Annotated in this window: 17 protein-coding genes; 7 read left to right on the plus strand and 10 right to left on the minus strand. The window is 71.6% G+C overall.

The features are described 5' to 3' along the window. Window positions 1–172: 172 nt before the first annotated feature. The 5 genes from manA to QA861_RS17300 all read right to left on the minus strand — a co-directional run bounded on the left by manA (window position 173) and on the right by QA861_RS17300 (window position 5,006). Complete coding sequence (gene manA, locus QA861_RS17280; protein WP_334589210.1) at window positions 173–1,324, minus strand: mannose-6-phosphate isomerase, class I; 1,152 nt, start codon at window positions 1,322–1,324, stop codon at window positions 173–175. Between the two features lie 88 nt (window positions 1,325–1,412). Continuing rightward, window positions 1,413–2,552, minus strand: coding sequence for an SIS domain-containing protein (locus tag QA861_RS17285; RefSeq protein WP_334589211.1), 1,140 nt, complete (start codon window positions 2,550–2,552; stop codon window positions 1,413–1,415). A 29-nt stretch (window positions 2,553–2,581) separates the two neighbouring features. After that, window positions 2,582–2,752 (minus strand): Trm112 family protein, encoded by a 171-nt coding sequence (locus QA861_RS17290; protein ID WP_007382472.1) that lies wholly within the window; start codon window positions 2,750–2,752, stop codon window positions 2,582–2,584. Between the two features lie 135 nt (window positions 2,753–2,887). Then, complete coding sequence (locus tag QA861_RS17295; RefSeq protein WP_334589212.1) at window positions 2,888–4,255, minus strand: phosphomannomutase/phosphoglucomutase; 1,368 nt, start codon at window positions 4,253–4,255, stop codon at window positions 2,888–2,890. Between the two features lie 328 nt (window positions 4,256–4,583). Continuing rightward, window positions 4,584–5,006 carry a DUF3499 domain-containing protein gene (locus tag QA861_RS17300; protein ID WP_334590604.1) on the minus strand — a complete coding sequence of 141 codons (423 nt, stop codon included), beginning with the start codon at window positions 5,004–5,006 and terminating at the stop codon, window positions 4,584–4,586. Window positions 5,007–5,321: 315 nt separating this feature from the next. Here QA861_RS17300 and QA861_RS17305 point away from each other — a divergent pair, with 315 nt between their 5' ends. Then, window positions 5,322–5,771, plus strand: a complete 450-nt coding sequence (locus QA861_RS17305) for a metallopeptidase family protein (protein ID WP_334590605.1) — start codon at window positions 5,322–5,324, stop codon at window positions 5,769–5,771. Window positions 5,772–5,829: 58 nt separating this feature from the next. Here QA861_RS17305 and QA861_RS17310 read toward each other — a convergent pair whose 3' ends face one another. The 3 genes from QA861_RS17310 to QA861_RS17320 all read right to left on the minus strand — a co-directional run bounded on the left by QA861_RS17310 (window position 5,830) and on the right by QA861_RS17320 (window position 11,458). Then, window positions 5,830–7,329, minus strand: coding sequence for a DUF5719 family protein (locus QA861_RS17310; RefSeq protein WP_334589213.1), 1,500 nt, complete (start codon window positions 7,327–7,329; stop codon window positions 5,830–5,832). Further along, complete coding sequence (locus QA861_RS17315) at window positions 7,326–10,994, minus strand: glycosyltransferase (protein ID WP_334589214.1); 3,669 nt, start codon at window positions 10,992–10,994, stop codon at window positions 7,326–7,328. Before QA861_RS17315 ends, QA861_RS17310 begins: the two co-directional genes overlap by 4 nt. 200 nt (window positions 10,995–11,194) lie before the next feature. Beyond that, a complete protein-coding gene (locus QA861_RS17320; RefSeq protein ID WP_010034659.1) occupies window positions 11,195–11,458 on the minus strand; it encodes a WhiB family transcriptional regulator in 264 nt (87 codons plus the stop codon). Between the two features lie 746 nt (window positions 11,459–12,204). Here QA861_RS17320 and QA861_RS17325 point away from each other — a divergent pair. From QA861_RS17325 to QA861_RS17340, 4 genes are all read left to right on the plus strand, one after another. Further along, window positions 12,205–12,699, plus strand: a complete 495-nt coding sequence (locus QA861_RS17325; protein WP_334589215.1) for a cysteine dioxygenase — start codon at window positions 12,205–12,207, stop codon at window positions 12,697–12,699. 71 nt (window positions 12,700–12,770) lie between these two features. Continuing rightward, window positions 12,771–13,730 (plus strand): 2-phospho-L-lactate transferase, encoded by a 960-nt coding sequence (gene cofD / locus QA861_RS17330; protein ID WP_334589216.1) that lies wholly within the window; start codon window positions 12,771–12,773, stop codon window positions 13,728–13,730. Window positions 13,731–14,056: 326 nt separating this feature from the next. Further along, window positions 14,057–15,421, plus strand: coding sequence for a coenzyme F420-0:L-glutamate ligase (locus tag QA861_RS17335; protein ID WP_443041499.1), 1,365 nt, complete (start codon window positions 14,057–14,059; stop codon window positions 15,419–15,421). 126 nt (window positions 15,422–15,547) lie between these two features. Continuing rightward, window positions 15,548–16,543: a DNA-3-methyladenine glycosylase family protein gene (locus QA861_RS17340; protein ID WP_334589219.1), complete on the plus strand. Its 996-nt coding sequence runs from the start codon at window positions 15,548–15,550 to the stop codon at window positions 16,541–16,543. Window positions 16,544–16,944: 401 nt separating this feature from the next. Here QA861_RS17340 and manB read toward each other — a convergent pair whose 3' ends face one another. Continuing rightward, the gene (gene manB, locus QA861_RS17345) at window positions 16,945–18,027 is read right to left on the minus strand and encodes a mannose-1-phosphate guanylyltransferase (protein ID WP_334589220.1); all 1,083 of its coding nucleotides are present in this window, start codon (window positions 18,025–18,027) and stop codon (window positions 16,945–16,947) included. 106 nt (window positions 18,028–18,133) lie between these two features. Then, a complete protein-coding gene (locus tag QA861_RS17350) occupies window positions 18,134–19,615 on the minus strand; it encodes a peptidoglycan recognition protein family protein (RefSeq protein ID WP_334589221.1) in 1,482 nt (493 codons plus the stop codon). Between the two features lie 120 nt (window positions 19,616–19,735). Here QA861_RS17350 and QA861_RS17355 point away from each other — a divergent pair, with 120 nt between their 5' ends. Next, window positions 19,736–20,494 carry a TIGR03089 family protein gene (locus QA861_RS17355; RefSeq protein ID WP_334589222.1) on the plus strand — a complete coding sequence of 253 codons (759 nt, stop codon included), beginning with the start codon at window positions 19,736–19,738 and terminating at the stop codon, window positions 20,492–20,494. A 205-nt stretch (window positions 20,495–20,699) separates the two neighbouring features. After that, the gene (locus QA861_RS17360; protein WP_334589223.1) at window positions 20,700–21,845 is read left to right on the plus strand and encodes an LCP family protein; all 1,146 of its coding nucleotides are present in this window, start codon (window positions 20,700–20,702) and stop codon (window positions 21,843–21,845) included. Window positions 21,846–21,978: the final 133 nt, after the last annotated feature.

The raw sequence follows: 21,978 nt of genomic DNA on the forward strand, positions 1-21,978 counted from the left end.
GTTCGCGTTGTCCCTTCGTACGTTCGCTGTCCCGGGCTTTGCCCGCCCTTTGCCGGTGGGTCATTGTTGCAGCCCCCTCCGACAACAACCGGCCAGGTTGCCACACGGCCCCCGGCAACCAGTGCCCGGGATGTGCTCGGGCAGTCTCCGGTCGCCGGGTCTCCGGGGGGTGTCAGACGACGACTGTCGCCCGGAACACCGTTCCGGAGCCGGAGACCTCTGCCTTTTCGTTCGCCGGTACGAAGACGGACTGGCCGGGGGCGAGTTCGATGTCTCCGGTACGGACGGAGCCGGCCGTGCAGAGCAGGATCTGCGGGGTCGGGAGGGTGAGGTCGCGGGCGGGCGCGCTCTGCGGGAGGACGAGGCGGGAGAGGCGGAACTCGTCGATGGGGGTCTCGTAGACCTCCTCGCCGTCGGCGGAGGCCTCCGGGCGCAGTACGCCGGGGCCGCTCGCCTCGAAGCGGACGACGCGCAGAAGTTCGGGGACGTCGACGTGCTTGGGAGTCAGGCCGCAGCGCAGGACGTTGTCGGAGTTGGCCATGATCTCGACGCCGAGGCCGTTGAGGTAGGCGTGCGGGATGCCGGCGCCCAGGAACAGCGCCTCGCCCGGCTGGAGTCGGACGCGGTTGAGGAGCATGGCGGCGATGACGCCGGGGTCGCCGGGGTAGTGCTGGGCGATGTCCGCGTAGGGGGCGTAGTCGCCGCCGAGGCGGGCGCAGGCGGTCGCGGCCTCGGTGACCGTGCGGGCCATGTCCTCGCGGTCGGCGCTGAGTACGGCCGTCAGGACCTCGCGCAGCGCCGCCTCCTCGGGGTGGGCGCGCAGCAGGTCGACGTACGGCTTGAGGGAGTCGACTTCCAGGCCCGCCATGAGGTCGGCGGTCTGCGAGGGGTCGCGGAAGCCGCACAGGCCGTCGAACTCGGTGAGGGCGCAGATCAGTTCGGGCTTGTGGTTGGCGTCCTTGTAGTTGCGGTGCCCGGCGTCGACCGGGATCCCGCGGGTCTCCTCGTCCTCGTAACCCTCCTTCGCCTGGGCGAGGTTGGGGTGCACCTGGAGGGAGAGGGGGGCGCCGGCCGCGAGGATCTTGAGGAGGAAGGGGAGGCGGGGGCCGAACTTGGCGACGGCCGCCGCGCCGAGTTCGCCCTGCGGGTCCGCGTCGATGACCTCGACGAGCGTGCCGCGTCCGGTGCGCGAGGGGGCGCCGGGGTGGGCGCCCATCCACATCTCCGCCTGCGGTTCACCGGTCGGCTCGATGCCGAGGAGCTCCGCGATGGCGGTGGTGGAACCCCAGGCGTAGGGGCGGATGGTGTTGTCGAGGCGGTCCATACCGGTCTTTCTGCGTGCAGGTGGAGAAGAGGGTGAGGGCGACGCTGGTCCGCGCGGGAGTCGTCCCGGCGGTTCTCTGTCGTTCGGTTCAGGTGCCGGCGGTCAGCGCGAGGTACACCGCCGCGAAGTCCGTGGTGGCGATCAGCTCCGCCAGGGTCTCCAGTTCGGCGCCCTCCTCCGGTTCGAGCTCGCTGATCGCCGTGTCGTGGCCGATGGCGAGTTCGCGGGCGGCCGGGGCGGCGCTGAGGCCGCCGGTCGGGCGGTCGCGGAGCAGGACCACGCGCGCGTGCAGGGCGGGTGCCTCGTTCACGCGGTCGCGGAAGAAGTCGTCGGGGTCCGCGCCGGCGACGAGCCGGCTCGCCAGCAGAGCACCGTGGGCGGCGAGCGCCTCGGGGAGTTCGGCGGCGAGTGCGGGGCGACCGGCGAGTTCGGCGAGGGCGGCGGCGAACCGGCGGCCCGCGGGCCCGGCCGACGTCCCCTCCGTCCAGATCACCGGGAGCATGTCCGCGAGTTCGACGGCGAGCGTCTTGGCCGGATTGCTGTACGTCGCGACGGTCGGGCCGCATCGTTCGGCGATGTGGTCGAGGCGGTCGGCGACCTTCTCCAGCGCCTCCGGCGGGGCGGCGAGGAGGCCGGTGCGGTCGAGGAGGGCGAGCAGCGGGATGAGCAGCGCCCACAGGACGCCGGGGGCGGACGCGGCGGGCGGCTGGTCCGCCTCCTGCTGGTCGTAGGGGGCGGTCGCCATCCGTACGAACAGGCCATGGGCCGCGCCCTGCACCGTCTCGGTGAGCGGGGTGGCGTCGGGGGCCACGGCGACGACCGTGCAGCCGCGGCGATAGGCCTGCTCGGCGAGCAGGGACAGGCCCGGTTCGGTGCCGTCGGGGGTCGCGATCAGGAGCAGGTCCACGGAGCCGGCCCAGCCCGGCAGCTCCCAGCGCAGGGCGCCTGCCGCGGGGGCTACGCCGGTGGGGGCCAGACGGGTGACGGGGCTGGCCGCGCCCGCGAGGGTGCCGAGGAGGTCGGCGACGCAGGTCGCGGCGGCGCCGGGACCTGCGATCAGGACGGCGCGGGGGCGGCCGTCCGGTTTCAGGTCGTTGATACCCGCCTCCGCCGCGTGGCGGGCGGCGGTGCGGACGCGGGCGCCCGCTTCGGCCGCACCGCGCAGGAGGCCGCGACGGTCTGCGTCCGCCAACGCCTCGGGGGCGTCGAGCAGCGATTCGTCGAGCATGGGTGGCACCTCCGATCGCCGGGGCGGGCTTATGCGGGGCGGCGGGCCTCGTCGACGAGCAGTACGGGGATTCCGTCCCGGACGGGGTACGCCAGACCGCAGTCCTGGCCGGTGCAGATCAGCTCGGTGTCCTGCTCCTTGAGGGGAGCGTGACAGGCCGGGCAGGCGAGGATCTCCAGGAGGCCGGCTTCGAGCGGCATGTGGTGTCCCTTCGGGGTGCGCTGATGTGGCCTGGTCAGGGTACCGCCGTGGAGTGGGTGGGGGTGGGAGGGGTTTTCGCCCCCGCCGCCCTTACCCGTCGCCTCCTGTCCCCTCCCACCTGGGGAGGGAGGGGCTCATCCTCTGATGATGCCCAGTACCTCGTCCCGTACCTTCGCCATCGTTTCCTCGTCGCGTGCCTCCGCGTTCAGGCGGAGCAGGGGCTCGGTGTTGGACGGGCGGACGTTGAACCACCAGTCGGTGGCCGCGACCGTCAGGCCGTCCAGTTCGTCGAGTTCGACGCCCTCCTGGCCCTCGTACGCCGCCTTGATCGCGGCCAGGCGGCCTGTCTGGTCGGCCACCGTGGAGTTGATCTCGCCGGAGCCGGTGTACCGGTCGTACTGGGCGACGATGGCCGACAGGGGGCCGTCCTGGCCGCCGAGCGCGGCGAGGACGTGCAGGGCGGCCAGCATGCCCGTGTCGGCGTTCCAGAAGTCCTTGAAGTAGTAGTGCGCGGAGTGCTCGCCGCCGAAGATCGCGCCCGTGCGGGCCATCTCCGCCTTGATGAAGGAGTGGCCCACGCGCGTGCGTACCGGTGTGCCGCCCTGTTCGCGGACGACCTCCGGGACCGACCAGGACGTGATCAGGTTGTGGATGACCGTGCCGGAACCGCCGTTGCGGGCGAGTTCACGTGAGGCCACCAGGGCCGTGATCGCCGACGGCGAGACCGGGTCACCGTGTTCGTCGACCACGAAACAGCGGTCCGCGTCGCCGTCGAACGCGATGCCGAGGTCGGCGTTCTCCTCGCGGGCGCGCTTCTGGAGGTCCACGAGGTTCGCCGGGTCGAGTGGGTTGGCCTCGTGGTTCGGGAAGGTGCCGTCCAGTTCGAAGTACATGGGGACGACGGTGAGGGGCAGGCCGGCGAAGACCGTCGGGACCGTGTGCCCGCCCATGCCGTTGCCCGCGTCGACGACGACCTTCAGGGGGCGGACGGAGGTCAGGTCGACGAGCGAGCGGAGGTGTGCCGCGTACTCCTCCAACGTGTCCCGCCGCGTGATCGTCCCCGGGGTCACGGGTTCAGGTTCCGGTGTGCCAGCGTCCAGCCAGGATTCGACCAGTTCACGGATGTCGGTGAGGCCTGTGTCCTGACCGACCGGCGCGGCGCCCGCCCGGCACATCTTGATGCCGTTGTACTGGGCCGGGTTGTGCGAGGCGGTGAACATGGCGCCGGGCAGGTCGAGCGCGCCCGACGCGTAGTAGAGCTGGTCCGTGGAGCACAGTCCGATCTCGGTCACGTCGACGCCGCGTGCCGCCGCCCCGCGCGCGAAGGCCCTCGACAGGCCGGGCGACGAGGGCCGCATGTCGTGTCCGGTCACGATCGCGTCCGCCCCGGTCACCTGGACGAAGGCGGCGCCGAACAGTTCCGCCAGCGGCTCGTCCCACTGGTCCGGGACCACACCACGTACGTCGTACGCCTTCACGAGCTGCGACAGATCTGCAGACACGGCCAACCCTTCTTGAAGTCCCATCGTTCGCCCCAAACTACCCGCCCCCACTGACATCCCCGCTGCGTGGCGCCTCGCCCGTACGCCCGGTGTGTCCGCCCCTACCGCGAAGGTTGTCCGAGACCGGACGTGCCGCCGGACCGCCCCGGTACGGCCGTCAGGGCGCCCCTGCCCACCAAGGGGGCGCCCTGCGTAGGCGAGTTGTACGAAGCCATGGTTGGAGGCGGCGAATTGGGCACAGGTGACGTCATACAGCCGACCGCCCAGGCCGGTGACCCGGGCCGGTGTCACGGCCGACGAGCCTGCGCCACTCCCCTTGCGGGCGGGCTCAGTTGTCCGGCGAGCGCAGGACTCTCAGGTGTCCGCGGCGTGCGACCTCGCGCGGGTCCGCGGTGCGTGCCCTGCCGCCGGCGTCGGTCGCCCGCTCCGGCGGACGGGCCGCTTCACGGACCGCGTTGGCAAGCGCTTCCAGGTCGTCTCCGCTGGGCCGCGCGGGAGCGGAGGCGTCGAGGAGCCGGACGACCTCCCAGCCGCGTGGCGCGGTGAGGCGTGCGGAGTGCTCGGCGCACAGGTCGTAGCAGTGGGGTTCGGCGTAGGTCGCGAGGGGGCCGAGGACCGCGGTCGAGTCGGCGTAGACGTACGTCAGCGTCGCGACGGCCGGACGGCCGCAAGCGGTGCGCGAACAGCGACGTACAGGGCTCACGACGTTGGACGGTACCGCACTCTTGAGCGGGCCGCGACGACTCCCCAGCAGGCCACTCTCCCGTGTCGTGCTGTGAAACCACCCACACGGGCTGCCGCGACAACTCGTTGACCTGGGGCGACATCGGGTAACGAGATACCGAACAACCCTGATACCGATCCTTAGTTGGTAAAAACCATGCCAATTGCCCTGATCTTGACGGTCGGGGGATGTACGAAATCGAGCCCAACCTTGGCTTGAATGATCATCCTGTGTCAGTCCGGCGGCAGGCGGTTGGCCGCGGGTGATGCCGATGGGCGATGCCGACCGACGCAGCGTGCCCGGCACCCGTGCGGCGGTCGCGGGGACTACGCTTCGTCAGTGATGGACAACCCCGTACCGCCCCGCGCCGCAGGCCCCGGGCCCCGCCGCCGTGATCGCCACGGCCGTGGCATGCGCGGCCCCGTGGCGCCGCCGCAGGTTCCGCTCTCCGCGAGCCGCGCCGAGGCGTTCGCGGATCTGGTGCAGGACTCCGTGGAGCGGTTGGAGCGCCGGTGGCCACAGCTCGCTGACTTCGACTTCCTGGTTCTCGAAGTGCCCCAGCTCGAAGGCCCGCCTGAGGCCTGGGCCGAGGAGACGGTCCCCCTGGGGGGCACGATTCCCGCCCGTGAGGGGCACCCCGCGCGCGTGGTGATCTATCGCCGCCCGGTCGAGATCCGGACCAAGGGCCGCGACGAACGCGCGGCCCTGGTCCACGAGGTCGTGGTCGAGCAGGTCGCCGAGCTGCTGGGACTCACCCCGGACACCGTGGACCCGCGCTACGGCGAGGAATGACGGAGCCGATCGCCCCTGCCCGGGGCGATCGCCTCCGTCCGTCGGTCACTTCGGTCGGTCACTTCTGCAGGACCGACAGATCCTGCTCCGCGTCCGGTACCGCCACCGTCCCCCGGTCGTCCGGCAGCGTCTGGATCGTGAACGCCGGGATGCCCTCCGCCGGGGCCGCGAGGGTCCGGGAGGCGTAGAAGTCTCCCCCGGAGACCCGTTCGACCGTCAGCGCGTACGTGCCCTTCAGGCCGGCCGGGACAGGGAGTTCGACGTCCTGGGTGGTGCCGCCCTTGATCGTGTACGTCTTCGTCGCCGCCGTACCGCCCTCACTGCCCGCGGACGCCGTGACCTTGACCTCGGCGGCGCCCCCCGGGGCGGTCAGGGAGAGTGTGGTGCCCTTGGCGGTGTTGCCGACGACCGTCGCGCGTGTGGAGACCGGGCCCGTGGCCGGGATGAAAGCGGTCTCCTGCTTGGCGCCCTTGCCGCGTACGACCTCCAGGGCGGCGACGAACGGCACCGACCTGTCGGTCGGAGTGAGGACCAGGGAGCCCGCCTCGCCACGCGTGAGGTCACCGAGGTCGACGGCGGCCGTCATGCCCGCCTTGATGTGCAGCGTCTCGTTGCCGACCGGGGTGATCAGGCCGGTCGGGGAGGCGAGGCGGACCTTCAGGTCGGCGTCGCTGTCGCTGGGTGTGAAGGCGATCAGGCGCACGGAGGTGGCGTCCTTGGGGATTCCAGGCAGAACCAGACTCCCCGCCGGTTCGGTGGACGCGCTCAGCCAGTCGCCGCCGGTCTTGGCGTCCAGGGCCTGGACCGCGGCGCCGACCCGGCCGCTGCGCACGCTCACGTGCACGGTGAGGTCGGGCTGCGGTCCGTCGGTGAGCGTGGACAGCAGGATCGGCTCGCTGCCGTGCGGCGGGACCGTGATGCCCTCGCCCACCTCGGACTTGAGGCTGCCGTCCTTGCCGTACAGCTCGATGTCGACGACCGCGGCGGAGTCGTCCGGGTTGGTCAGGTGCACGTAGTCCGTGCGGCCGGCGGCGGTGCTGGCGCCCGGGAACCAGAACTCGGTGTCCGGGACGGTGCAGTTGACGCCCAGCAGACCACGTCCGGTGCCCGCGGCGACCTCGGTGGTCTCCTGCACGGTCCAGCCCGGCGCGAACTTCCCCTCGGCGGTGCCGACGAGTGCGGGCGAGTCACCGCCGGAGGTGTCCCCGGCGACGGGCTTGCCGGGCTCCTTGGGAGTGAGGACAGGCTTGACGGTCTTCGCCTTGCCCTTGCCCTTCCCCTTCGCTCCGGTCGCCGACTCCGCGGTGGCGGCGGCCAGTTCGGCCTTGCCGCCGCTCCCGGTGCCCTCCGTGACGGGAGTGAAGGATGTGTACGTCGTCTCCGCGAGGTCGGACGTGCTGGGAGCCGGGCAGAGCAGGCTCGTGCGCTCCACGGGGAGCTGGGCGGCTGCTTTCGCCGTGCCCGCGTCGGCCGTGTCCGGCGTGTGGAGCGAGGCGAACCCCGTGACGGCGGCGAGCACGGTCGTGCCGGCGATCAGGGAGATGGTGGTGCGGTTCACTGCTGGCTCCCGTCGGGGCGCTCACCCTGCGGGTGGGGCTGCTGTGGCTGCGCCGGGTCGTACGCGGGGTCGTAACCCTGGGTGTACGTCTGGTCGTACGCCGTCGACTGTGGCGAACCGCCGTACGCGTACGGGTCGTACTGGCCGTTCTGGTACGGATCCCCCTGGTACGCCGGGTCGTAGGTGCCCGGCGGGTACTGCTGGGCGTTCTGGTACTGGTCGGCGCTGTAGCCGTCGTACTGCGTGCCCGCGTAGGCCGCGGAGTTCCATTCGTCGCCGTACGGCTGCTGTTGCGGGATCGCGGTCGGGGCCTCCTCCGAAGGAGGGGTGTCGGTATCGGAGGGGAACTCGGCCTGGTCGTCGGTCTGTTCGGTCTGGTCGGTCTCCGCCTGGGCGCGCAGGCGGCGGGCACGGCGGCCCTCGCCGGTGGCGGTCTGGGCGGGGATCTCGCGCTCTTCCTCGGGCAGGTCGTCGTCGACGTCCCGGCGTCGGCCCGGCAGGGCCATGACGACGAGGACGAGGGCGAGCGCACCCTGTGTCCACAGCCAGGAGGTGTGGCCGATCGGGGTGTCGAAGGTGACGTCCAGCTTCCCTCCGGAGGAGGGAAGCTCGAAGCCCTGGGCCCAGCCGTCGAGGGTGGTGGGGGTGAGGGGTTCGCCGTCCAGCGTGGCCGTCCATGCCTCGTCGACGGAGTCGGCGAGGCGCAGGACGCGGCTGCCGGAGCCGGCCGGGATCGTGGTGTGGATGTCGACGGGTCCGGCGGCGACGGGCTGAGCGGCGCCGGAGCCGGACGCCGGGACGATGGCGGCGCGCGAGACCTCCTGGTCGACGCGCCACAGCGCGCCGTCGTCCTGCTGGCTGAGCCTGCTCAGGCCGGGCGTGGCGTCCAGGACGCGGCTGATCTGGCGTGGGGCTCCCCGGTGGACGAGGACGTAGCGCACGGCGAAGCCACCGAGTTCGTCGGCCTGGTCGGCGCCGGAGCCCGCGACGAGGTTGGCGACGACCTTGTCCAGCAACGCGTTCTCACCGCTCTGGGCGGCGAGTTCGCCGTCGCCGAGGCGGGCACCGGAGCCGCGGACGAGGGTGTAGCCCACGCGCGCGGTGGAGTCACTGGCCAGGACCAGGGTGCGGGCCTGGTCGCGGGTGCCGCTCTCCTCGGCGACGAACGCGGGAACCTGGACCGGGTCGCGCCGTTCCAGTGGGCCGTCGGCGCCGCTGATCATCCAGCCGGCGGCCAGGAGCAGCGGGCCCGCTGCGGCGGCGAACGCGATCAGGGCGGCGACCGGCTGGCGCCAGCCGAAGCTCTGCTCGGCCACGCGCGAGCGTGCCCCGTCGGCGCCGAGCGCGGCGGCGGCCAGCAGGGCGAGGCCGTAGACGAGGGTGGCGGGTCCGGCCCACGCGGAACTGTTCGAGAGGACCGCGAAGACGAGCGCCACCAGGGCGACCGTCCAGGCCGTCCAGATGCCGAACTGACGCTCCGTGCGCAGCAGGGCGGCCAGTGCGGCCAGCACGACGCCGATGAGCATCAGCCCGCTGACCGTGCCGGGACCGCCCGGGCTGGCGCTGAGGAGGTCGAGGGCGCCGGCGGCGCCGGACCCGTACTCCAGGCCGGCTTCCTGGAAGAAGCCGAAGGGGAGCAGGGACAGCGACCAGGGGGCGAGGACCAGCAGGGGCACGCCGAACTGCGCCAGGAAGCGCAGCCCGTAGGCGGTGATCTCGCGTCGCCGTACGACGAGGAGCGCGAGGCCGAGCAGCAGGGCGATGGGCCACACGATCGGTGTGAAGGCGGTCGTGATCGTCAGCAGCAGGGTGTACGCCCAGGTGGCGCGCCAGCTGCCGCGCGCTCCTGACGCATGGGTCAGGCCGCTTGCCGCGATGCCCGCGCGGGCCATCAGCGGGAGGAGGACGGCGAGTACGGCGGTGCCGATCCGGCCGCCCGCCAGTGCGCCGGTGGCGGCGGGCAGGAAGGCGTAGACGACGGCCGCCCACGCGCGCAGGAGCCGTGATTCGACGAGCGGGCGGGAGGCGAAGTACGCGGTGAAGCCGGCCAGCGGCACCGAGGCGATCAGCAGGACGGTGACCGCGAGGCCCGTCGAGCCGAACAGGGTGGACGCGAGCATCGCGACGAGCGCCAGATAGGGCGGCGCCGACGAGGTGTCACCCACGCCCACCGGATGCCAGGCGTCCAGATAGCGCGCCCAGAGGTCGGCGGAGTCGGCCGGGGCGGGCAGCAGGGCGCCGCCCGCGAGGGCACCGCCGCCGAGCAGTTCGCGGCAGGCGACGAGTGAGACGAGCAGGAGTACGAGGAAGAGCACCGGCCCGGGCTTGCGGGCGATGCGCTTGAGCCGGACGAACTGCTCGACCTCGAGGAAGTCGGCGTCGTCGCCGCCGGGCCCGGACTCCACGGCGTTGCCGTGCCGGCCGGCGCCGGAGGTGACCTCGGGGTCGGAGCGCCCGAGGAGGTCGCCCGCGACCTGTTCGATGGTGGCCCGCACGGTCGCGCCGGGCGGCGGGAACAGGGCTCGCAGCTCGCCCTTGTCGATCTGGGAAACGCCTCGTCGGCGGCGTCCGGCGATGATCCGCTCAGGTCGCAGCAGGGTGCCCAGGAGGCCGCGGATCTCATCGACGGCCTGTCCGGGGGCCTTGCCGACGAGATACGCCACCATGCGCACCATCGTGCCGAGGATCACGCGCAAAAGCACCCAGGGCAGCTGAGCCGTACGGCTGTTGACGAGCAGGGTGTAGACGGCGCCGGCCTTGTCGACCTTGTGCGGGGACGCGGAGGTGCGGCCCACGCAGTCGACGGTGCGGCGCTCGCGGGAGGACGCCTCGGCATGCCGTACGACCGCCTCGGGGGCGACGAGGACGCGGTGCCCGGCGGTGGTGGCGCGCCAGCACAGGTCGACGTCGTCGCGCATCAGGGGCAGCCGGCGGTCGAAGCCGCCGAGCTCGTCGAAGATGTCGCGCCGGACGAGCATGCCCGCGGTGGACACGGACAGCACCGGGCGGACGTGGTCGTGCTGGCCCTGGTCCTGCTCGCGGCGGTCCAGGCCGGTCCAGCGGCGGCCGGAGTCGGCGATGGTCACGCCGACTTCGAGGAGCTGCCTGCGGTCGTACCAGCCGCGCAGTTTGGGGCCGACGACCGCGATGTCGTCGCGGCCCAGCTCGTGCTCGCCCTCCACGACCCGCAGCATCTGGGCCAGCGCGTCCGGGTCGGGGGCGCAGTCGTCGTGGAGCAGCCAGAGCCATTGCACCGGTTCCCCGTGGGGGAGCTCCGGCATGTCGTACGCGTCGTCGCGCCAGCTGCGGGTGACGGGGTCCCAGCCGCTGGGGCGCTTCAGGTACGTCAGCTCGTCCGGGGTGAGGACGGGCGCGGTGCGGTTGGCCTCCTCGACCGCCTGGCCGAAGCCGGTACGGCGGGCGAGGTGCAGGACGCGGTCGGCGCCGAGGGCGTCGGTGACCAGTTGGGCGGAGTCGTCCGCGCTACCGGTGTCGGCCGCCATGACGTTCTGCACCGGGCGCTCCTGCCCGAGCAGACCGGCGAGCACCTCGGGCAGCCAGCGGGCGCCGTCGTGGGAGACGAGTACCGCGGTCACCACGTGACGCGGGAACTCGGGCGTGGTGGCAGTGCCGTAGTCGGCTGCCGTGTGGCTGTGCGCGGACATCGAGGTACGGGCCCCGGTTCGGTGGACTGCGGTGGACGCCTGTGCCCTGATGTGAGCGGCGGGGCGTCTCGGACGAGCAGCCACACTATCGGCTGGGCAGCACGGCGGCCCGCCGCCTGTGGACAACCACCCGCGACGGGCCGTTCGCTGCGTTGCGCTGTGTTGTGTATTGCGTTACGCGGAACCCGGTGCCGTACGTCTCAGACGGCGGCCTTCTTCAGCCGACGGCGTTCGCGCTCGGACAGGCCGCCCCAGATACCGAAGCGTTCGTCGTTGGCGAGGGCGTACTCAAGGCACTCGGAGCGGACCTCGCAGGCGAGGCAGACCTTCTTGGCCTCGCGGGTCGAGCCGCCCTTCTCGGGAAAGAAGGACTCGGGGTCGGTCTGGGCGCACAGTGCGCGCTCCTGCCAGCCGAGTTCCTCGTCCGCGTCGTCGACCAGCAGTTGCTGCACCGTCTCGGTCATGTGCGCCCCTCGTCTGTCTTTCGCGTCCCCGTGAGGTTGCCGTCAACCGATATCGGCCGAACGACACGAGTGAAATTACAAGTGTGCTGCTCCGGGCGAGTCAAGCTGAGATCTGCTATTGGGCCCCTTATTCACTCTGCGGAACCAAGGCCATGCGGAAAGTGTTCAAATCGGCATAAACCTTGACAGGGCAGAAGAGGCCCCGGAAGGCGGCTACCCCCGCACAGAGCTTGTACAGGGGATGACGCCCAGAAGTTCGATCTCGTTCCGACGTACGCGCCGAAGCGAACCGGATCACATCGGACCGCCTGCGGGTCGCATGCGGATCGCTGGGCCGCGGTGAGGTCCGTACGCCCGGTTGTGCGCCATGTGTCCCCGGGGGTGGACGCACAAACCTTTCATCTGCGAGATGGACCGGATGAGGTGAAACTCGTCCCACATACCGGGTGTCGAGTTGACAGTGCGGGTGTGAACCGATGTCCTTGTGGGCATGCTCGCGAACTCGGCATTCACCTCGACCCGCCCCGCGCGGTCCCTCGGTGCTGCTCGTGCTCGCTGTAGCTGTTGTCGCTGTTCCAGCTGTTGAGCCCAACGCGCTCCGGCTGCCTCTGAGTCCACCGCGACTCGGCTGCTGCTTCCTCGAAGCCCACATCAGGGCGATGCCTTTCCCGCCCGCGACCCGGGCGGACGGTACGCGACACCCAGCCAACCCCCCACACTTCTCCCGCCGAGGACCTCCGCACTCCATGAACAGCGACAGCGACCTCCAGATCGCCGGCGACATCCTCGAAGTACCGCACCTCCTCCAGGCCCCGCGCGAGCACCCGGCCACCGTCGCCGACTTCGTCGGTCTGGCCCGCACCATCGCCGGGGACCGCTCCCAGTGGGAGCATCTCGTCCAGTACGACGCGACGTCGCGCTGGTACCACCGGTTGCGCACCGGCCCGGGCTACGAGGTGTGGCTGCTGTCGTGGGTCCCCGGGCAGGGCAGCGGGTCGCACGACCACGGCGGTTCGTCGGGCGTCCTGACGGTCCTGGACGGGCAGCTGACCGAGCGGACGGAGCGCGGGACGCGCGCGTTGCGGGCGGGTGCGCAGAGGGCGTTCGCTCCGGGTTATGTGCACGAGGTGGTCAACGACACCCTCGAACCGGCCGTGAGCCTGCACGTCTACTTCCCGGGTCTGACGGAGATGCCGATGCACGCGGCGCGCTGCGCGCCGGCGGTGGCCGTGACCGGCTGAGGGCGGGGTCCCGGCCGGCGGCTCGACGACCGGTCGACGCGTTGTCGTACCCGCCTGCAAGACTTGGCGGCATGCGCATTGTGGTTCTGGCAGGCGGCATCGGCGGTGCCCGGTTCCTGCGCGGTCTTCAGCGGGCCGTGCCGGACGCCGACATCACCGTCATCGGCAACACCGGGGACGACATTCACCTCTTCGGACTGAAGGTCTGCCCCGACCTCGACACGGTGATGTACACCCTCGGCGGGGGCATCAACGAGGAGCAGGGCTGGGGGCGGACCGACGAGACCTTCCATCTGAAGGAGGAGCTCGCGGCGTACGGCGTCGGGCCGGAGTGGTTCGGTCTCGGCGACCGGGACTTCGCCACTCACATCGTGCGGACGCAGATGCTCGGCGCGGGTTATCCGCTGAGCGCCGTCACCGAGGCGCTGTGCGACCGGTGGAAGCCGGGGGTGCGGCTCATCCCGATGTCCGACGACCGCGTGGAGACGCATGTCGCCGTCGAGGTGGACGGCGAGCGCAAGGCCGTCCACTTCCAGGAGTACTGGGTGCGGCTGCGGGCCTCCGTTCCGGCCGAGGCCATCGTGCCGGTCGGCGCGGAGCAGGCGAAGCCCGCGCCGGGGGTCCTGGAATCGATCGCCGACGCCGACGTGATCCTCTTCCCGCCGTCCAACCCGGTCGTGTCCGTGGGCACGATCCTGGCCGTGCCCGGGATCCGCGAGGCGATCGCCGAGGCCGGGGTGCCCGTGGTGGGCCTCTCCCCCATCGTCGGGGACGCGCCTGTGCGCGGGATGGCCGACAAGGTGCTCGCGGCGGTGGGCGTGGAGGCCACGGCGGCGGCCGTCGCCGAGCACTACGGCTCGGGCCTGCTTGACGGCTGGCTCGTCGACACGGTCGACGCGGGCACGGTGGCGCGGGTGGAGTCGGCGGGCATCCGCTGCCGTGCCGTGCCGCTGATGATGACGGACGTGGACGCGTCGGCACAGATGGCGCGCGAGGCGCTGGCACTGGCGGAGGAGGTGCGGGGCGCGTGAACAGCGAGATTTCCGGTGCGGGTGGCGGGGACGGTCGGGTCCCGGGCTCCTCTGAGAGTGGCGTCGGCGGCGGGGCGGGTCCGGTGAGGGGCGCCTCTGAAGGTGGCGTGGGAGGTCGGGGCGGTCCGGTCCGGGGCGTCTCCGAGATGGGCGTCGAAGGTGGGGGTGGTCGCGTCCCGGGCGCCTCTGACAGTGGTGCCGGAGGCGGGGACGGTCGAGTCCCGGACGTCTCCGAGATGGGCGTCGAAGGTGGGGGTGGTCGCGTCCCGGGCGCCTCTGACAGTGGTGCCGGAGGCGGGGACGGTCGAGTCCCGGGCGTCTCCGAGATGGGCGTCGACGGTGGGGGTGGTCGGGTCCCGGGGGACTCTGGCGGTGGTGTCGGCTTGGGTGGCGGGTTCCGGGTTTGGGCTGTGGGTGGGCTGCCTGAGGTTCAGCGGGGGGACGATCTCGCGAAGCTCATCGCCGCCGCCGAGCCCGGGCTGCTCGACGGGGACGTGCTGCTTGTCACCTCGAAGATCGTGTCCAAGGCCGAGGGACGCGTCGTCAAGGCGGCGGACCGGGAGGCCGCCATCGACGCCGAGACCGTGCGGGTCGTCGCCCGGCGCGGAGCCCTGCGCATCGTGGAGAACCGGCAGGGGCTGGTGATGGCCGCGGCCGGCGTCGACGCCTCCAACACGCCGTCCGGGACGGTGCTGTTGCTGCCCGAGGATCCCGACGCGTCCGCGCGTGCGGTCCGGGACGGGCTGAGGGACGCGCTGGGCGTCAACATCGGCGTCGTCGTGACCGACACCTTCGGGCGACCGTGGCGCGCGGGGCTCACGGACGTGGCGATCGGCGCCGCCGGCGTACGTGTGCTCGACGATCTGCGCGGGGGCACGGACGCGTACGGCAACCCGCTCTCCGCGACGGTCGTGGCGACCGCCGACGAGCTGGCCGCCGCCGGGGATCTCGTCAAGGGCAAGGCCTTAGGGCTGCCCGTCGCCGTCGTACGCGGACTGCCGCATGTGGTGGTCGCGGGCGATGACGCCGAGGGGGCGGGGGCGCGGGACCTGGTGCGCGACGCCCGCGACGACATGTTCCGGCTCGGTACGTCGGAGGCGGTACGGGAAGCCGTGACCCAGAGGCGTACTGTGCGGGCCTTCACGGACGAGCCCGTCGACTCCGGTGCGGTACGGCGGGCGGTCGCCGCCGCGGTGACCGCGCCCGCTCCTCATCACACGACGCCCTGGCGCTTCGTACTGCTGGAGTCCGAGCGGTCGCGGACCGAGCTGCTCGATGCGATGCGGGACGCCTGGATCGCGGATCTGCGGCGGGACGGGAAGAGCGAGTCGTCCGTCGAGAAGCGGGTGCGGCGTGGGGACGTGCTGCGAGGGGCGCCCTATCTGGTGGTGCCCTGTCTGGTGATGGACGGGTCCCACTCGTACGGCGACGCGCGGCGGGACGGGGCCGAGCGGGAGATGTTCGTGGTCGCGACCGGGGCCGGGGTGCAGAACTTCCTCGTCGCGCTGGCCGGGGAGCGCCTCGGGTCGGCGTGGGTGTCGTCGACGATGTTCTGCCGGGACGTCGTGCGGGAGGTACTGGGGCTGCCCGCGGGGTGGGATCCGATGGGGGCGGTCGCGGTCGGGCATCCGGCGGAGGCGCCGCGGGCTCGCGTGGATCGGGATGCGGGGGCTTTTATTGAGGTGCGGTGAGATGAGTCCGTGAGGGCTTTCGTCTTGTTGGGGCGCTTGATTCGGGCGGTTTAATTCAGAAGGGTCGCTTTGTTCGGTTCTCAGCCTTCCTATCCTTCGCAGCCTTCGCAGCCCACTCGTACGACTGTGCGGGGTGGGCATGTCGCCGTGCCCGGTGGGGTGCCGCGGCAGGCTGACGCGCCGGGGCGGACGCGGACCTGGGTGCCCGGTGTGGCGCTCGACCTCGGGCTGGTTCTGGGGCCGTTGCGGCGGGGGCCGGGCGATCCCACGTTCCGGGCGGCGCCGGACGGATCGGTGTGGCGGGCCTGCCGTACGCCCGCAGGGCCCGGGACACTGCGGGTCGCGCTGCGGGACGGGGTGGTCCGGGGGGAGGCGTGGGGGCCCGGGGCCGAGTGGCTGCTGGAGCAGCTGCCCGAGTTGCTCGGGGCGGCCGATGATCCCGAGGCGTTCGCGCCTCGGCATCGGATTGTCGCGCTCGCACGGCATCGGCGACCCGGGTTGCGGCTGACGCGGACCGGGTTGGTCATGGAGTCGCTGATTCCGTCCGTGCTGGAGCAGAAGGTCACGGCCGACGAGGCGTATCGGGCCTGGCGGCTGCTCGTACGGAAGTTCGGGGAGCCTGCGCCTGGGCCCGCAGGCGTGGCAGGTGTCTCAGGTGTGTCAGGTGGGCGCCAAGGGTTGTTTGTTGTGCCCTCGGCTCGGGACTGGGCTCTGATTCCGTCCTGGGAGTGGCATCGGGCCGGGGTCGACAACAAGCGGGCGTCGACGATTCTGCGGGCGGTTCGGGTCGCGGGGCGGCTGGAGGAGGCTGTCGCGCTGGATCCGGAGCGGGCGCGGGCTCGGCTGGAGCTGGTTGTGGGGGTGGGGCCGTGGACCTCGGCGGAGGTGGTGCAGCGGAGTCATGGGGCGGCGGACGCGGTGACTGTGGGGGATCTGCATCTGCCGGGGATCGTCGGGTTCGCGCTGGCGGGGGATCGGGATGCGGATGATGAGGTGATGTTGTCGTTGCTGGAGCCGTATGCGGGGCAGCGGCATCGGGTGGCTCGGTTGATTCTGTTGAGTGGGCGTACGCCGGGGAGGCGGGCGCCGCGCATGTATAAGAGGGATATCGGGCGGCTTTGAGGGGGCGGTGCGTTTCCTCGCCCCCGCCGCCCTTACCCGTCCCATCCCGTTCCTGGGGGCTGCGCCCCCCAGACCCCCGCTCCGGCCCTGAACGGGCCTTGTCCTCAAACGCCGGCCGGGCTGAAGTGCGGGCCGGTGCTGGATAGGCGCCGGACTCGACAGGGGTGCGGGCCGGTGCCTGAAAGGGGCGCCGGAGCGGCTGGAAATGCGGGCCGGTGGAGGAAGACGCCGGACGCGGCAGGGCTGCGGGGCCGGTGCTGGGAGGGGGCCGTCAGGGCTGGTGGGTGTCGCCGGTGTTGGTGGGGGCGCCGCCTGGGCCGGAGGGGTACCGCCTGGGCTGGACGGATGCGGTGAACCAGTGGGTGGGTGGGAAATCTTGGCCCCGCCGCAGCACCGTTGCTCTATTGGTCCGACGAGAAGCGGAGCGCCCCCGCTGGGATTCTGGCGTCGCACCAGACCCGTACGCCCTCCCTCAGTTCGTTGTCGGCGCCGATGATCGCGCCGTCGCCGATGACCGTGCCGGTGAGGACCGAGCGTTCGCCCACGCGGGCCCTCGTACCGATCAGGGAGTCGGTGATGACCGCGCCCGGTTCGACCACCGCGCCCGCCAGGATCGTGCTGCCCGAGACGCGCGCCCCCTCCGCCACGAACGCGCCCTCGCCCACCACCGTGCCGCCGGTCAGCTTGGCGTCGGGGGCCACGCGGGCCGAGGGGAGGATCAGTCGGTCGCCGCAGCGGCCGGGGACAGCTGGGGACGGGGCCCGGCCCAGGACCAGGTCCGCCGAGCCGCGGACGAAGGCCGCCGGGGTGCCGAGGTCCAGCCAGTACGTCGAGTCGACCAGGCCCTGGAGGTGGGCGCCGATGGAGAGGAGTTCAGGGAACGTTTCTCTTTCCACCGACACCGGGCGGCCCGCCGGGATCGTGTCGATGACCGAGCGACGGAAGACGTACGCCCCCGCGTTGATCTGGTCGGTGACGATCTCCTCGGGGGTCTGCGGCTTCTCCAGGAACGCGGTCACCCGGCCTGTTTCGTCGGTGGGGACCAGGCCATAGGCCCTGGGGTCCGTCACCCGGGTGAGGTGGAGTGAGACGTCCGCCCGCGTCGACTCGTGGGTGCGGACCAGGGCCCTGATGTCCAGGCCCGTGAGGATGTCGCCGTTGAAGACAAGGACGGGGTCGTCGGGCGCGGAGTGCAGGCGCGAGGCCACGTTGCGGATCGCGCCGCCCGTGCCGAGGGGTTCGTCCTCGGTGACGTACTCCAGATGGAGGCCGAGCGACGAGCCGTCACCGAAGTGCGGTTCGAAGACCTCGGCCAGGTAGGAGGTCGCCAGGACGATGTGCTCCACCCCCGCCGCTCTCGCTCTCGCCAACTGGTGCGTGAGGAAGGGGACACCGGCGGCCGGGACCATCGGCTTCGGGGTGTGCACGGTGAGCGGACGCAGCCGGCTGCCCTTGCCGCCGACCAGGAGGATCGCTTCTGTCACCTGTCGTCTCTGCTTCCTGCCGGGACCGACCGAACGTCGTTCGGTCGGCCAGTGTATGCAGACCGTTTGTATGCAGAACCGAACTCCGGTGGCCGTATGAAGGTCCTCAGCGCCCCTGGTATTTGGCCGCCGTCTTGCGCGCCGAGCCGAGCCTCGCGTAGAGCAGCCGGCCCGGGCACTCGGTGGCGAAGCCGTCCCGGTGGCCGGAGATCACGTTCAGTCGTACGTTCTTTCCCTTTGGGTATAGATTGCCACCACCCGACTTCAGGTATGTCTTTCCGTTCGGATTGCCCCCGTACAGCCCGAGTTTCCAGGCGGTGAGCCGGGCGATCGCCCCCACTGCCGCTTTTGACGGCTTGGAGTTGACGAAAGTTCCGAGGACGGCGATTCCCATGCTGTCGGTGTTGAAGCCGAGCGTGTGTGCGCCCATCACCGGCTTCGCCAGGCCGCCCGCGCGCCCCTCGTAGATGTTTCCGCACCGGTCGACGAGGAAGTTGTAGCCGATGTCCCGCCAGCCGCTGCTTACCACGTGGTAGCGGTAGATGCCGCGGATGAGGGACGGGACCTCCGAGCACCAGTACTTGTTGCCCGAGGCCGTGTGGTGCACGAAGGCCGCCTTCACCGTCTTCGTGTAGACGAAGCCGCGTTCGCGCAGGCCCTCGTCCGCACCCCAGCCGCGACGGGTGACGATCCGTGGGCGCGGGCCGATGTACGGCTGCACCCGCCGCCCCTCCGGTCGCACCTCCTGCCCCCGCAGCCTCAGCGCCTCTTCTTCCGTCCGCTGTCTGTCCAGTGCCGGGATCTCGGTGGCGCCCGGAGGGGCGAGGTCCGCGTTGGCCGCCGCCGATTCCGCGGACGCGAACGCCGACTCGGACGTGGACTCGGACTCGGTCTCGGTCTCCGTCGTTTCCCCCGGTCCCCTTTGCCCCACCGGTCCCATGGTGCGGGTGGGCTGCCCTGCGGGTTCGGCGGGCGCCGTGCCCGGGTCCACCAGTTCGAGGCGCATTCCTGCGGGGAGGGGGGAACGCGCATCCGAGGCGCGTCCCTCGCCGTCCGCCCTTACGCGCACCTCGACGCCGTCCGAGTCCCCCACCCACAGCGGTGCCGTGGAGCCGCGGACCCGGCCCGAGACGCGTTCGGCGGTGTCGGGGTCGGCCGCGTGCTCGTGGTTGTGCGTCTCGACGTCCTGCCAGCCGGACCAGTGACCGTCGGCGGCCTCCCGGGTGCGGACCTGGACCCGGCCGTACAGCTCGGTGTCCGGGTTGTCCCAGACGACGCCGACCAGTGAGAAGTGCCGTACGTCCGGACGGTACAGGCCCTGTTCGGCGGCAGGGCCGAGGGTGCGGTCGCCGGGGCGGGGGGCGAGCGGGAGCGACTGGGTGCTGCCGGGGACGGCCGGCGCGGCGGCAGCGATGGGGGCCGCCATGGGGGCCGCTGTTACCGGTCGCGTCTCGGCGGGTCTCGCCGAGGTCGAGGCCGAAGCCGAAGCCGGGGTTGTGGGCAGGGTCAACGGAAGCGCCAGGGCTGTTGCACATGCGACGCCGATGGAAGAAGAAAGGTATCCACGCATGCCCCTGATCCTGGACATAGTCATACATACCTGTCCAACGATGAACTGACGGACAGTCCGGCGCGTTCACCCGAACCAGTGGCTCCGCGGGGCGGCCCGAGCCCACGGCCGCGCGCGCTCCTGCGTACTCTTGCGCGGGTGAACGCCACCGACCGCACCCCTGCCCACCTGCTGCGTTCCGCGCTCGCCGCGGACCCCGCGCGCCCCCTGGTGACCTTCTACGACGATGCCACGGGCGAACGTGTCGAATTGTCCGTGGCCACCTTCGCCAATTGGGTGGCCAAGACCGCGAATCTCCTCCAGGGCGAGCTGTCCGCCGAACCCGGTGACCGGGTCGCGCTGCTGCTGCCCGCGCACTGGCAGACGGCGGTGTGGCTGCTCGCGTGTTCGTCGGTGGGTGTCGTCGCCGACCTGGCGGGCGAACCCGGCGCCGCCGACATCGTCGTCAGCGGGCCCGACACGCTTGACGCGGCGCGCGCGTGTTCCGGCGAGCGGATCGCCCTCGCGCTGCGGCCGTTGGGCGGGCGGTTTCCGCAGGCCCCGGCCGGCTTCGCCGACTACGCGGTGGAGGTGCCGGGGCAGGGTGACCGGTTCGCGCCGTACGCGCCCGTCGATCCGGAGGCGCCCTCGCTGATCGTGGCCGGGGCGCAGTTCACGGGGGCGGAGGTCGTCGAACGGGCAGAGGCGGACGCGGTGGCGTTGGGGCTTACGGGTCCTGGGTCGCGGTTGCTGTCGGGGCTGGGGTACGACACGTGGGACGGGGTCAGCGCGGGGTTGTACTCGCCGCTCGCGACCGGGGGGTCCGTGGTGTTGTGCCGGCACCTTGAGCGGGCGGACGAGGGTGTGGTGGCCAAGCGGGTCGAGGACGAGCGCGTTACGGCTACGCGCCACGGATAGGGGGCCGTCTCCCCGACTGCGGGCCGGTGCGGGCCTGTCCCGCCCACGCGGCGGAGCCGCACAGGTCACAGCCTTGCGCCCCTAGGTGACCCCTAGGTGGTGTCCTCCCCGGCGGTAAGTCGTTCGGCCCAGCAGCGGGCGCCCTCGCCGCTCCGCCGGGACATGGTCGTAGGACACGTACACGCCATGGAGGGGTGGGCCAGTCGTGACCGACACCGTGCGCGTCCTCGGGCCGGGTACCGGTGCCACCCGGCTCGTGCGGCGGCGTTGGGTTCGGCGGGCCGTTCTCGGGGTCGGAGTCCTGTCCATCGTCACCGTCGGGGTCGGGGCCGGGGTCTATGCCAAGCTCGACGGGAACATCACCCCGGATCACGATGCCGCCGCGGAGCTCGCCCGGTACGAGAAGGAGCGGCCAACCTCGCTCGTGCGCGGGGCGCAGAACATCCTGCTGATCGGGTCCGACTCACGGGCCGGGGACGGGAACCGTGAGTACGGGCGGGACTCGGGGACCGCGCGGTCGGACACGACGATCCTCTTGCATCTGGCCGCCGACCGCCGCAGCGCCACCGCCATGTCCCTGCCGCGCGATCTGATGGTGGACGTGCCGAGTTGCCTGCGGCCGGACGGGAGTCGCGGCAGGCCGGTGTCCACGATGTTCAACCAGGCCTTCCAGCAGGGGGGTTCGGCCTGCACGATCCGTACCGTCGAAAAGCTGACGGACATCCGGATCGACCATCACATCGTGGTCGACTTCCACGGCTTCAAGGACATGGTCGACGCCGTCGACGGGGTCGAGGTGTGTCTGGCGAAACCGGTCGACGACCGGGAGGCCAGGCTGCGGCTGCCCGCCGGGAAGGTGACTCTCGACGGCGAACAGGCGCTCGGGTACGTGCGGGCGCGCAAGTCCCTCGGCAACGGGAGCGACACCGGGCGGATGGACCGGCAGCAGCGGTTTCTGGGGGCGCTCGTCAACAAGGTGCGGAGCGATGACGTCCTGCTGAACCCGGTGAAGCTCTATCCGGTCCTCGACGCCGCGACGTCGTCACTCACGACGGACCCCGCTCTGGCCAGTCTGCGTGGTTTGTATCAATTGGTGCGCGGTATGCGCGACATTCCTACCGAACATATGCAGTTCTTGACCGTTCCGCGCGAGTCGTATGTCCACGACGCCAATCGCGACCAGCTGATCGAGCCGGCCGCCGGGCGGTTGTTCAAGCGGCTGCGGACGGATTCTCCGGTCGCCGTCAGGGCGGAGAAGCCGGTTCGGGGCGACGCCTCCACCCCGTCTCCCGAACACACCCGCGTACCCGTTTTTCGCGGGACCACGGCCGCCCAGGACCTCTGCGGGTAAAGCGCTTGCCAAGTCGACGAACCTTAGTTCAAGAAAATGGGCGGATTGCCCAGTTGTAGGGACGTGGAATTTGTCACCGCCGTCACTTGACGCCCAACTGGACGGATAGTGTGAGCGATCCGGTGCGTCAGGA

The sequence above is a fragment of the Streptomyces sp. B21-083 genome, from assembly GCF_036898825.1.
In the GTDB taxonomy this organism is placed as follows: domain Bacteria; phylum Actinomycetota; class Actinomycetes; order Streptomycetales; family Streptomycetaceae; genus Streptomyces.

Excerpts from the sequence above, each read along its gene's own strand:
- QA861_RS17285 (WP_334589211.1), bottom strand. The coding sequence starts at position 2,552 with ATGCTCGACGAATCGCTGCTCGACGCCCCCGAGGCGTTGGCGGACGCA.
- QA861_RS17305 (WP_334590605.1), top strand. The coding sequence starts at position 5,322 with ATGGACAACCCCGTACCGCCCCGCGCCGCAGGCCCCGGGCCCCGCCGC.
- QA861_RS17350 (WP_334589221.1), bottom strand. The coding sequence starts at position 19,615 with ATGTCCAGGATCAGGGGCATGCGTGGATACCTTTCTTCTTCCATCGGC.
- QA861_RS17315 (WP_334589214.1), bottom strand. The coding sequence starts at position 10,994 with ATGTCCGCGCACAGCCACACGGCAGCCGACTACGGCACTGCCACCACG.
- cofD (WP_334589216.1), top strand. The coding sequence starts at position 12,771 with ATGCGCATTGTGGTTCTGGCAGGCGGCATCGGCGGTGCCCGGTTCCTG.
- QA861_RS17290 (WP_007382472.1), bottom strand. The coding sequence starts at position 2,752 with ATGCCGCTCGAAGCCGGCCTCCTGGAGATCCTCGCCTGCCCGGCCTGT.
- QA861_RS17320 (WP_010034659.1), bottom strand. The coding sequence starts at position 11,458 with ATGACCGAGACGGTGCAGCAACTGCTGGTCGACGACGCGGACGAGGAA.
- QA861_RS17325 (WP_334589215.1), top strand. The coding sequence starts at position 12,205 with ATGAACAGCGACAGCGACCTCCAGATCGCCGGCGACATCCTCGAAGTA.
- manA (WP_334589210.1), bottom strand. The coding sequence starts at position 1,324 with ATGGACCGCCTCGACAACACCATCCGCCCCTACGCCTGGGGTTCCACC.
- QA861_RS17335 (WP_443041499.1), top strand. The coding sequence starts at position 14,057 with ATGGGCGTCGACGGTGGGGGTGGTCGGGTCCCGGGGGACTCTGGCGGT.